This window comes from Nonomuraea jiangxiensis (assembly GCF_900099965.1).
Lineage (GTDB): Bacteria > Actinomycetota > Actinomycetes > Streptosporangiales > Streptosporangiaceae > Nonomuraea > Nonomuraea jiangxiensis.
Genome location: NZ_FNDJ01000019.1, coordinates 193,903 through 205,673, shown reverse-complemented (window position 1 = coordinate 205,673; position 11,771 = coordinate 193,903). Strand labels below are relative to the sequence as shown.

Sequence of the window (11,771 nt, the reverse complement as noted above, 5' to 3'; positions counted from 1 at the left end):
CCCATGACGGCCACCTGGCGCAACACCGAGGTGCTGGTCGGCGAGGCCGCCGACACGGTCGCCGAGCTCAAGAAGCGCACCGACGGCGAGATCATCACCCAGGGCAGCAGCAACCTGATCCACACCCTGCAGCAGGCGGAGCTGGTCGACGAGTACCGGCTGGTGATCTCCCCCGTCGTGCTGGGCCAGGGCAAGCGGCTGTTCGCCGAGGGCACGGCCGCGGCCGGGCTGAAGCTGACCGGGAGCCGGACCACCGGCTCGGGCGTCGTGTACGTCACCTACGAGTGGACCGGCAAGCCCCTCCTCGGCTCCCTCTCCGAGGACGCCTGACGCCGCCCCGGGGAAGCCGAGCCCGGCACGCGCCCGGGCTCGGCGACCGCAACTCCCCGCCCGCCACCACGGGCGGCCCCAGGACAGCCCCGCAGGCTGCCCGTGGCCGTCACCGGCCTTCGGCAGAGTAGCTGGCGGACTTTTTGCGAACTCCTGCTGTGCCCGTTCCGCAAGGGTGAGCGCGGCTCGGGCACGCCGCGTGCGCTGAGCATACGTCCACCATTCTCCCTTTACCTCGCGCGACAGGGTCGGGCCCGCCGCCAGGATCCGGCCGGGTGACCCCGTGGACGCCGGATAGCCTGAGGTGTAGCCGCAATGGCTTGACAGCATCCAGGTCGCCATTCATCGCCGGCCGACCGGCGTCGCCGCCGGATCGAGCAGACCCGGACACCATCGCATTGAGCCCAGCCGGTCCGGTGCAGTCCCAGCGGTGTGGCATCAGAGACAGGGAGCCAGCGATGGCACCGAACGCCGCTCACACCATGACGCGCCCCGACGAGGACCTGGTGGACGGTCTGACGCTCACGGTCGAGGCGTTGCTGGCCAACGGCGTCAGGACGATCTACGGCGTCGTCGGCATCCCCATCACCGACCTCGCGCGTACCGCTCAGGCGCGGGGCATTCGCTATATCGGGTTCCGGCAGGAACAGGCCGCCGGCCATGCCGCCGCGGCGGCGGGCTTCCTGACCGGCCGGCCGGGCATCTGCCTGACGGTGTCGGCGCCCGGTTTCCTCAACGGGTTGCCCGCGCTGGCCAATGCCACGACCAACTGCTTCCCGATGATCCAGATCAGCGGATCCAGCGAGCGCAGCATCATCGACCTGCAGCAGGGCGACTACGAGGAGCTCGATCAGCTCAACGCGGCCAAACCCTTCGTCAAGGCCGCCTTCCGGGTGGACCAGCCGCAGGACCTCGGGATCGGCATCGCCCGCGCCATCCGCGCCGCGGTGTCGGGGCGGCCCGGTGGTGTTTATCTCGACCTCCCGGCGGCGGTGCTGAGGGCGACGATCCCGGCCGGCACCGGTCGCGCCTCCCTGGTCCGGGCGGTCGACCCGGCGCCCGCCCAGATTCCCGCCCCCGAATCGGTCGCCCGAGCCCTGGACCTGCTCGCGAGCGCCGAGCGCCCGCTGATCGTACTGGGCAAGGGAGCCGCCTACGCGCAGGCCGACCAGGCCATCCGGTCGTTCGTGGAGACCACCGGCATCCCCTTCCTGCCGATGTCGATGGCCAAGGGCCTGCTCCCTGACGGCCATCCGCAGTCCGCGGCGGCGGCCAGATCCCTGGTGCTCGGGCAGGCCGACGTGGTGATGCTCATCGGCGCCCGGCTGAACTGGCTGCTCGCCCACGGGCAGCCGCCACGCTGGTCGGCGACCGCCAAGTTCATCCAGGTCGACGCCGATCCGATGGAGACCGACAGCAACCGGCCGATCGACGCCCCGGTGATCGGCGACATCGCCTCGGTGATGACCGCCTTCCTCGACGCCCTGCGACCGGAGCGGATAACCGTACCGGCCGCCTGGCGGGAGGCGATCAGGGAGCGTACGGCGCACAACGTGGCCAAGATGCGAGCCAGGCTCGAAGCCGACGTCACGCCGATGAACTTCTCGACCGCCCTGCGCGCCGTCAAGGACGTGCTCGACGGCCACCGGGAGGTCTACCTGGTCAACGAGGGCGCCAACACGCTGGACTTCTGCCGCGACATCGTGCCGATGCACCGGCCGCGGCACCGGCTCGATTCCGGCACGTGGGGGGTCATGGGGATCGGCATGGGGTACGCCATCGCCGCGGCCGTCGAGTCGGGCGAGCCCGTCGTGGCGATCGAGGGGGACAGCGCGTTCGGGTTCAGCGGCATGGAGATCGAGACGATCTGCCGCTACCGGCTCCCGATCGTCACGGTGGTCTTCAACAACGGCGGCGTCTACAAGGGCGACGATCTGAACCCGCACTCGGCCGACCCCGCCCCGACGGTGCTGCTGCACTCCAGCCGCTACGACAAGCTCATCGCCGCGTTCGGCGGCATCGGCTACCAGGCCGACACCCCGGACGAGCTCGGCCACGCCCTGGAGGACGCCCTGCGGGCCGGCAGGCCGGCCCTCATCAACGCCGTCATCGACCCGACCGCGGGCACCGAAAGCGGCCACCTCACCAGCCTGAACGTCACCGGCTCACTTCAGCCGGCGCACTGAGCGCGTACGAGACCGGAAGGGACCGTCATGACCACGCAGACCACTACGCATGGGGCAGCCGTTCCGGCGGAGCACCTGGACCCGAGCAAGCCGCACGCCCTGGAGCACATCACGGTCGTCGACTTCACCCGCGTCCTGGCCGGGCCCACCTGTACGCGGATGCTCGCCGACGCGGGCGCCCGGATCATCAAGGTGGAGCGGCCGGGGACCGGCGACGACACCCGCCAGATGGGCCCGTTCGCCAGTGACGGCACCTCGGAGTACTACCGGTTCGCCAACCTGGGCAAGGAGAGCATCGCTCTCAACCTGAAGGACCCCGGCGACCTCGGCCTCGTCAAGGCGATGATCGCCGAGGCGGACGTCGTGGTGGAGAACTTCCGCCCGGGCGTCATGGCCAAGCTCGGCCTCGATCCGGTCGAGCTGGTCCGGCGGCATCCACGGCTGATCGTCTGCTCGATCTCCGGTTTCGGCCAGTACGGGCCGCTGCACCTGGAGGCGGCCTACGACACGGTCATCCAGGCCGTCTCCGGCATCATGGACGCCACCGGCGCGCCCGACGGCGGGCCCACCAGGGTCGGCACCTCCATCTCCGACATCCTGGGCGGCATCTTCGGCTACTGCGGCATCGTCACCGCCCTGGTCGCCAGAGAGCGCACGGGCAAGGGCACCACCGTGGACGTCGCCATGCTCGACGCCACGTTCTCCACCATGGAGCAGGGCCTGATGGACGCCCTCGGCATCCACCAGCGCCCGGAGCGCATCGGCAACCGTCACCCGTCCATGGCGCCGTTCGACACCTACAGCTGCGCTGACCAGCTCATCGCCATCTGTGTCGGCAACGACCACCTGTTCGCCATCCTCGCCGACACCCTGGGCAAGCCGGAGCTGGCCGCCGATTCCCGCTTCGCCACCAACGTCGACCGGACGAACAACCAGGCGGAGCTCAAGCAGGCCATGGAGGCGGTGCTGCGTACCGACAGCGCCGCGGCCTGGCACGGACGGCTGGAGGACGCCGGCATCCCCGCCAGCCTGGTCCTCAACGTCGACGACACCCGCAGGCTGGAGCACATCAAGGTGCGCGGCATGGTCAAGGAGGTGGACGGCTTCCAGGTGCCCGGCAATCCGATCAAGTTCGGGGCGTACAACTCGCTCGGCACCATGATCCCGTCGCCGGAGCTGGACAACCGCGGCGACGCGCTGCGCGCCGAGTTCGCCCCCGGGGACGTGCCTCGTCAGCCGAAGGGGGGAGACGCCTGAGCGGCGAAAGCGCCGGGCAGGGAGGAGGACGGCCATGACAGCCGACGCGGCAAGCCTGCCCCGCATGGCGGACCTGATCGAGCACACCATCCAGGCCACGCCCGATCGGCCCGCCCTCGGCTCGGCCGGCGGCTCGCCCCTGTCCTACGGGCAGCTGGGCCGGCTGGCGCGAACGCTCGCGCGCCGGTTGGCGGAGCGCGGCGTCGCGCGGGCCGATCCCATCGCCGTCTACAGCGACAACCGGCCCGAGTTCGTGCTGGCCCTGCTCGCGTGCTGGACCATCGGGGCGGTCGTCGTCCCGATCGATCCGCAGCTGACGGGCGTCCAGGTGGACGGCCGCCTGGCCGCCGCCGGGACCAGGGCGGTTCTCCTGCCGGGCCACCTGCGGGACAGTTTCCCGGGCGACGCGGCCGCCTGGGTGATCGAGGTCGGCGCCGACCGGTCCGAGGTGTCCGTCGCGGACGCCGGCCGCGCCGCCACCCGCATGCCGCCGGGCGAGGCCCACGGAAAGGCCGCCCAGGACCGGGATCTGGCCCTGCTGATGTTCACCACCGGCAGCACCGGAACACCGAAGGTCGTGCCCCTCACCCACGGCAACCTCGCCGCGTCCGTCGCCGGCATCGTGTCGGGCTACCACCTCGGACCGGACGACGCGACGCTGCTCGCCATGCCTCTCTTCCACGGCCACGGCCTCATCGCGGGCCTGCTCGCCACCCTCGCGAGCGGTGGCACGGCCTATCTCCCGGCCGCCGGCCGCTTCTCCGCGCACGCGTTCTGGGACGAGATCGCCGCCGCCCGGGCGACCTGGTACACCGCCGTGCCCACCATCCACCAGATCCTGCTGGACCGCGCCGGCACCGACTATCCGGCCGCCGATCCTCCGGCGTTGCGGTTCATCCGCAGTTGCAGCGCGTCCCTCGCGCCCACGGTCCAGCGTCGGCTGGAGGAGCGGTTCGGCGCGCCGGTGATCTCCGCCTACGGCATGACCGAGACCGCGCACCAGGCGACGACGAATCCGCTGCCCGGCGACGGCGTCGCCAAGGCCGGATCCGTGGGCCTGCCCACGGGACTGCAGGTCCGCATCCTCACCGCCGCCGGCCACCCGGCCCCCACCGGCGAGACCGGCGAGGTCTGCGTCCGCGGACCCGCGGTCACCGACGGCTATCTCGACGACCCGCACGACACCGCCGCGGCCTTCACCGGCGGCTGGTTCCACACCGGCGACCTCGGCTACCTGGACCCCGACGGCTACCTGTTCCTCAGTGGCCGGATCAAGGAGCTGATCAACCGGGGCGGGGAGAAGATCGCGCCGCACGCGGTCGAGGTGGTGCTGCTCTCCCATCCCGCCGTGGTGGACGCGCTGGCCTTCGGCGTGCCCGACGCCACCTACGGCGAGGAGATCAACGCCGCCGTCATTCTCGGGAGCGGTCGCCACACCACCCAGGCGGAGCTGCAACAGCACTGCCGCAGCCGGCTCACGGCCTTCGAGATCCCCAAGCGCATCTACATCCTCGACCGGTTCCCCCGCACCGCCAAGGGGGACGGCGACCGCCGCGCCCTCGCCGCCGCCGTCACCGGCACCTGACCTCGGCGCCGTCACCGGCACCGGCACCTGACCTCCGTCGCACATCTTGACATGATGGTTAGAGCACAGATATTCGTTACTTTAGTAACATGTTTGGTGCTCGACACCCCAATTCGGTCGGGCGGCGTATCCCACGGCGAAGGGTTCACTGTGCCTCTCCCCTCCCTCTCCCTCCAGCTCTACAGCGTTCGCAACGCCATCGACGAGGACCTGCCCGGCACGCTCGCCAAGGTCGCGGAGATCGGTTACCGGCAGATCGAGTCGTCCTACAAGCTGTACTCGCGCGGCCCGCAGTTCCTGGCCGCGGTCAGGGACGCCGGGCTGGCCTCGCCGACGATGACGTCCTCGCTGGTCGACGTCGACCTCGACGCGGTGTTCACGGCCGCCAAGGAGCTCGGCGCGGGCACCGTGATCGACACGTTCATCCCCGAACAGTTCTGGACCTCCGAGGCCGACGTGGACCGCATCGCCGGACACCTGAACAAGGCCGCCGAGAAGGCGGAGGAGTACGGGCTGCGCGTCGGATACCACAACCACTGGTGGGAGCTGGAGCGCCGGTTCGGCGGCCGTACCGCGCTGGAGTGCCTGGTCGACCGGGTACGGCCGGACGTGCTGCTCGAAGTGGACGCCTACTGGGTGGCGGTCGGCGGCGAGGACGTCCTGGAGCTGCTCGGCAGGCAGCGTGACCGCGTGCACTTCCTGCACCTCAAGGACGGCCCGATCAACCGGGAGAACCTGCAGCAGCGCCCGGCCGGGCAGGGCAAGATGCCCTGGCCCGAGATCCTCGACGCGACGCCGCGGCTGGAGGCCGGGGTCGTCGAGTTCGACGAGTACGACGGCGACATCTTCGAGGCGATCGCGGCCAGCTTCGCCTACTTCGACGCGCGGATCACGGCATGAGCGCGGTCGGCGTCGGCGTGATCGGCGCGGGCAAGATCAGCGAGCAGTACCTCACGAACCTCACGGCCTTCCCCGACCTGGACGTCAAGATCGTCGCCGACCTGCTGCCCGAGCGGGCCGCCGAGCAGGCCAAGGCGTACGGCGTGGCGGAGTCGGGCACCCCCGAGGAGGCCCTGCGCCATCCCGAGGTGGAGATCATCGTCAACCTGACCATCCCGGCGGCGCACGCCGAGGTGTCGGCCGCGGCCCTCGACGCGGGCAAGCACGTGTGGACGGAGAAGCCGTTCGCGCTCGACAGGGAGAGCGGGCGGCGCCTGCTGGACCAGGCCGACGCCGCGGGGCTGCGGATCGGCGGCGCGCCCGACACCTTCCTCGGCGCGGGACTGCAGACGGCCCGCCGGATGATCGAGCGGGGCGACATCGGGGTGCCGCTGACCGGGCTGACACTGTTCGAGACGCCGGGGCCGGTGGCCGACCACCGGAACCTGGAGGTGCTGCTGTCGCGCGGCGCCGGCCCGCTGTGGGACATGGGGCCGTACTACCTGACGGCGCTCACCCAGTCGTTCGGCTCGTTCGCGGCGGTGACGGCGGTGGGGCGGATCGCCCGGCCGGTCAGGCGGCTGCTGGTCGGCCCCAAGACCGGTCAGGATATTTCAGTACAAGTCCCGACTTATGTGAGCATCATCGCCGAGTTCGCCTCGGGACAGACCTCGACCAGCGTGCTGAGCTGGGACTCGCCGCACCGCCGGGTGGGGCACGTGGAGATCGTGGGCTCGGAGGCCACGCTGTCCATCCCGGACCCCAACCACTTCGACGGCGACCTCTACCTGCGCCGCGGCACCGACGAGGAGTGGACGACCGTGCCCTGCTCCGGCCCGGTCGGCGGCCGGGGCCTCGGCACGCTGGACATCGCCCGCTCGGTACGCGCCGGCGTCCCGCACCGCGCGTCGGGCCGGCTCGCCTACCACGTGCTCGACACGATGGCCGCCGTCTCGGAGTCCATCGAGAGCCGCCGGACCGTACAGGTCGAGAGCCGGACCCCGGTCAGCGACCCGGTGCCGGAGACCTGGGACCCGTACGCCAGGACGCTCTGACCGTCACCAGGGAGACGGGCCGGCGCCACGGCGACCGGCCCGTCGGCATGCCGGTAGCGCGCCCTGATCGCCCGCCGGCGGCGCTCTCACGAGTCCGGGGGCGAGGTACGGGCCAGGCGCCGGCGCTCCTCGGCGCGCATCCGCTCGTGCCGCTTCGACATCTCCGACACGATGTGCGCGCGGGGCCGGGTCGGGGTGAAGGTGTAGGAGTCCACGCCGAGCGCCCGCAGCACGACGCGCTCCACGAGCGAATGGTCCTCGAAGCGGGGGCGGTCGAACCGCATAGGCGCGGCCAGGGTCAGCGGCGGGTTGGTGATGAAGCGCGGCCTGCGCAGGACGTTCTGTGACTTGGCGTGCAGGACGAACGGATGGATCAGGTAGACGTCACCGACCTCGCCGGTGGCCTCGACGAACTCCGCGCACTGCCGGCCGAGCTCGGCGTAGGGGATCACCGGGGTGTCGTCGTCCGGGTCGGGCGCGGGCAGCAGCCCGCCAGGGTGCGCGGCCAGGAACCGGGTGACCGGACCGGCCGAGTCGGTGGCGACGAACGTCGCGCCGCCCCGGTGCTCGACGTCCGACCACAACGCGATCGTGAGCAGGCCCTGCTCGGGCGAGTCGAGGAAGTGCCGGAAGAAGTTGCCGTCGACGTGCCAGCCGGGCGACTCGCCCGACGGCGGACGCCAGGGCCGGTCGGCGTCCTGCCACAGGTTGACGACGAAACCGTCGGTCCACCGATAGGGCTTGTCGGCGGAGATGCGCCCGGCGCCGCCGACCAGCTCACAGGCCGCCCGCCACGCCTTGGGCGCGAACTCCCGCACGTCGATCCGCTGGATGGGCGGCATGTGCACCGACGGGAGCTCCCACGTCGACGGGTCGTCGGCCGCGTAGCCGAGCCGGTCCCAGATGAGCCGGGTGTGCTCCTCGGCCGCCGCGCGGGTGAAGCAGCCCCGGAGCCGGACGTAGCCGCGCTCCAGGAACTGCTCGACGTCGGCGGCGCTGAGCACCGCGTCGCTCGAGGTCATCGATCCCTCCTTCGGCCGCCGCGAAAGGATCACCTGCGAGCTTATCACCGCTGATCGCGGAGCCAAGGGGGCCTATCCGAGGCGTTCGTGCAGGCCCTCGATGACGCGGATGGCGGTGAGCGCGTCGCGCGGATCGACCGGCACCGGGCCACCGCCCCGCAGCGCCTCGGCCAGCAGGGCGTAGAAGGCACGGTACGCGCCGCGCTCGGTGGGCAGCGGCACCCCCTCGCCGTCCCGCCCCAGAAGCCCGTACGCCTGCGCAGGCTCCGTCCCGAAGGCGTCGTCCAGCGGTGACATCCCCGAGGCCAGCTGCGACTCCTGCGGATCCAGCCCCCACTTGCCGTAGGCCGACTCCGAGCCCAGCACCCGGAAGCGGAACCCGCGCTGCGCCACCAGGCTGCTCATCCCCAGGTGCGAGCGCACCCCGGACTCGTGGGTGAGCGCGATGAAGCTGTCGTCGTCGTTCACCGCGTGCTCCCGGTGCCGGTCGAGCTCGCCGTAGACCTCCTTGACCGGGCCGAACAGCTGGATGGCCTGGTCGACGAGGTGGGCGCCCAGGTCGTAGGCGACGCCGCCGCCGTCCCGGCCGGCGGTGCCGCTCTTCCAGGCGGGCCGGGGCCGGGCGCTGAGCCACTCGAAGCGCGACTCGAACCGCCACACCTCGCCCAGCCGCCCCTCGGAGACGAGCCGCCGCACGGTCAGGAAGTCGCCGTCCCAGCGGCGGTTCTGGAAGACGGTCAGCGGCACCCCGCCGCGCTCGGCGAGCGCGATGAGCCGTTCGGCGTCGGCCGCGCGCACGGCCAGCGGCTTGTCGACCACGGTCGGCAGGCCGGCCGTCACGGTCATGGTGGCCAGCTCGGCGTGGCCGGGGGTGGGCGTGGCCACCACGACCAGGTCGAAGTCGCCGGACAGCACCTGCGCCGCGTCCGACAGGATGCGGGCCTCGGGGTGGCGGGCCGCGGCGGCGGCCGCGCGCTCCGGGTTCGCGGTGACGATGCCGCTAACCGAGTAGGAGGGGTCGGCGGCGATCAGCGGGCCGTGGAAGACGCTGCCCGCCAGGCCGTACCCGATGATGGCGGTCCTGATCTCGGTCACAGGCGCTCCTTCACCAGGCGGCCGACCTCGCCGCCGACCGGCGTGCCGGTGCGGGCGGCGTAGGCGGCCACGATCTGCTGGCAGGTCAGCACGTCGGCGCGGCCCTCGGCCAGCCCGGAGCGCGGGGGAGTGCCCTCGCGCACGAACGCGTGGAACGCCTCCAGCTGCGTCTCGAACGCCTCCGTGACGCTGCGGCGCACCACCCGGTGCTCGGCGTCGCCGTCCAGCGTGGTGACGACCAGCTCGGTGGGGGCGTGCAGCAGGTAGGGGGAGGGGAAGGTCAGCTCGACGGTGCCGCGGCCGTGCACCACCCTGACCGTCTCCCGGTAGGCGGGGAAGTCGGGCAGGTAGTGCCAGGCCAGGGCGTACCGGCCGCCGCCGGCGAGGGTGCCGGTCGCCGAGATCGACGGCGGGTGCTCGCCGAACGACTTGCGGTCGCGGCCCACCTCGCGCCGGGCGTGCCGGGAGCTCTGCCGCCAGATGTCGGCGTGGTCCACGGTGGCGGGCCGCGCGCCGAGGCCGCGCATGACGGACAGGTCATGGGCGAGGCTGCTCACCAGGCACCCGCGGTACGCGCGCCACAGCGACTCGTCGGCCTCGCCCACGGCGTCCCGCCACAGGGCGCGGTCGGCCGCGTCGCCCGCCTCCTGAAGGTAGGCCGGCAGCGGTGTGCTCGGCCCGGCCACCCGGAACGGCGCCAGCTGCGAGGCCCCGGTCGGGTGCAGCACGGTCGCCTCGATGCTGCGGATGTCGTCCACCCCGGCCAGTGCGCGCTCAGCGGCGATGACCGCTGGGTCGTACTGCTTCATGTAGCCGAGCAGGATCCGCCCGCCGACGCCGGCCAGGTCGTCGATCTCGGCCAGGGTGTAGGCCAGCGGCTTCTCGCAGAAGACCGGCAGGCCGCGCTCGAACACCTGCCGGACCTCCGGCGCGTGCGAGCCGCGGGCCAGGATCATCACCGCGTCCAGGTCGCCCGCGTCCAGCAGGTCGGTCAGATTGTGAAAGCGGCGGTTGCCGGGGACGCCGAAGCGGTCCCCGACCAGGTCCGTGACCTCGGCGGACAGGTCCGCCACCGCCGCGATCGTGTAGAGGTCGCGGCGCTTGGCGAGCAGTGGCAGGTGCACGGCCTGCGCCACCGCGCCCAGCCCGAGCACGCCGAGCCGCAGGGGAGCGCCCGTCATGCCGGCTCACCGGCCCGCTCGTCGGGCCCGGCCATGCGCAGGGCGGACTTGATGTTGTCGCCGCGCTGCATGGCCGAGAACGCCTCCTGCCACTCCTCGATCGGGTAGGTCCCGCCGAGCACCAGGTCGGGCCGGAGCCGTCGCTGGCCGAACAGCCGCAGCACCCGCTCCCAGGTGCTCCAGGTGTGGGAGTAGCAGCCGTAGAGCGTCACGGCCTTCTTGACCAAGGGGTCGATGGTGAAGCCCAGTGGTTGCGGCCCCCAGCCGACCTTGGCGATGGCGCCGCCCGGGCGTACCAGCTCCATGCTCTGCCGTAGCGCGGCGCTCACGCCGGTGGCGTCCACCACGAGGTCGGCGCCGAGCCCGTCGTGCAGCTCCGCGATCAGCTCGGCGGGGTCCTGCCGGGTGACGTCCACGGTGTGGTCGGCGCCCAGCTGCTTGGCCTTCTCCAGCCGGTGCGCGTCGATGTCGGTGCCGAGGACGACCGTGGTCGCCGCGCCCTGCTGGATGGCCACCTCCAGGGAGAGCGTGCCGATCGCGCCCGCCCCCTGGATGACCACCAGGTCCCCGGGACGCACCCCGGCGCGCTCGACGACCGCGTTGTAGGCGACAGCGTACGGCTCGCACATCGCGGCCAGCTCGTACGGCATGCCCTCCGGGATGCGGTGCAGCACCCGCGGCTCGGCCACGACGTACTCGGCCATGGCGCCGTCGCGCTTGAGCCCGTAGCCCTCGCGCCAGGGGCAGAGGTTGTACTGGCCCGCCCGGCACAGGGCGCACACGCCGCAGATGGACGCGGCCGTCTCGCACACCACCCGGTCGCCGGGCGACCAGCCCGTCACGCCCTCGCCGACGGCCTCGATCGTCCCGGCCGACTCGTGGCCCAGCGTCACCGGCAGCACGCCCTTGGAGCTCTTGCTCTGTGTGTCGTGCCACATGTGGATGTCCGAGCCGCACACTCCGACCGAGTGCACCCGCACCAGGACCGTGCCGGGACCGGCCTGCGGCCGGGGCACGTCACGCACCTCCACCGCGCCGTCCTCGTGCGCGTACTTGACCAACGCCTTCATCCGCGATCTCCCATAGAAATTCCCAAGAATGCTCGCTCCCGAGCAACAGTA

10 protein-coding genes are annotated in these 11,771 nt (G+C 72.0%); 6 read left to right on the top strand and 4 right to left on the bottom strand.

Going from position 1 to position 11,771, the window contains the following annotated elements:
* The 6 genes from BLS95_RS35935 to BLS95_RS35910 all read left to right on the top strand — a co-directional run.
* The coding region (locus BLS95_RS35935) for a dihydrofolate reductase family protein (protein ID WP_176993567.1) at positions 1-330 on the top strand (330 nt) is incomplete at its 5' end.
* 458 nt (positions 331-788) lie between these two features.
* Positions 789-2,516, top strand: a complete 1,728-nt coding sequence (gene oxc, locus BLS95_RS35930; RefSeq protein ID WP_176993566.1) for an oxalyl-CoA decarboxylase — start codon at positions 789-791, stop codon at positions 2,514-2,516.
* A 27-nt stretch (positions 2,517-2,543) separates the two neighbouring features.
* Positions 2,544-3,773 (top strand): CaiB/BaiF CoA transferase family protein, encoded by a 1,230-nt coding sequence (locus BLS95_RS35925; protein WP_090941985.1) that lies wholly within the window; start codon positions 2,544-2,546, stop codon positions 3,771-3,773.
* 34 nt (positions 3,774-3,807) lie between these two features.
* A complete protein-coding gene (locus BLS95_RS35920) occupies positions 3,808-5,358 on the top strand; it encodes an AMP-binding protein (RefSeq protein WP_090941982.1) in 1,551 nt (516 codons plus the stop codon).
* A 150-nt stretch (positions 5,359-5,508) separates the two neighbouring features.
* Positions 5,509-6,258 (top strand): sugar phosphate isomerase/epimerase family protein, encoded by a 750-nt coding sequence (locus tag BLS95_RS35915; protein WP_218136151.1) that lies wholly within the window; start codon positions 5,509-5,511, stop codon positions 6,256-6,258.
* A complete protein-coding gene (locus BLS95_RS35910; protein ID WP_090941976.1) occupies positions 6,255-7,352 on the top strand; it encodes a Gfo/Idh/MocA family protein in 1,098 nt (365 codons plus the stop codon). Before BLS95_RS35915 ends, BLS95_RS35910 begins: the two co-directional genes overlap by 4 nt.
* 86 nt (positions 7,353-7,438) lie before the next feature.
* Here BLS95_RS35910 and BLS95_RS35905 read toward each other — a convergent pair whose 3' ends face one another.
* The 4 genes from BLS95_RS35905 to BLS95_RS35890 all read right to left on the bottom strand — a co-directional run bounded on the left by BLS95_RS35905 (position 7,439) and on the right by BLS95_RS35890 (position 11,720).
* Complete coding sequence (locus BLS95_RS35905) at positions 7,439-8,374, bottom strand: hypothetical protein (RefSeq protein ID WP_090941973.1); 936 nt, start codon at positions 8,372-8,374, stop codon at positions 7,439-7,441.
* Between the two features lie 72 nt (positions 8,375-8,446).
* Complete coding sequence (locus BLS95_RS35900; protein ID WP_090941970.1) at positions 8,447-9,469, bottom strand: Gfo/Idh/MocA family protein; 1,023 nt, start codon at positions 9,467-9,469, stop codon at positions 8,447-8,449.
* Positions 9,466-10,650, bottom strand: a complete 1,185-nt coding sequence (locus tag BLS95_RS35895; protein ID WP_090941967.1) for a Gfo/Idh/MocA family protein — start codon at positions 10,648-10,650, stop codon at positions 9,466-9,468. The genes BLS95_RS35900 and BLS95_RS35895 overlap by 4 nt, the downstream gene beginning before the upstream one ends.
* Positions 10,647-11,720 carry a zinc-binding dehydrogenase gene (locus BLS95_RS35890; protein ID WP_090941965.1) on the bottom strand — a complete coding sequence of 358 codons (1,074 nt, stop codon included), beginning with the start codon at positions 11,718-11,720 and terminating at the stop codon, positions 10,647-10,649. The genes BLS95_RS35895 and BLS95_RS35890 overlap by 4 nt, the downstream gene beginning before the upstream one ends.
* Between the last annotated feature and the right edge of the window lie 51 nt (positions 11,721-11,771).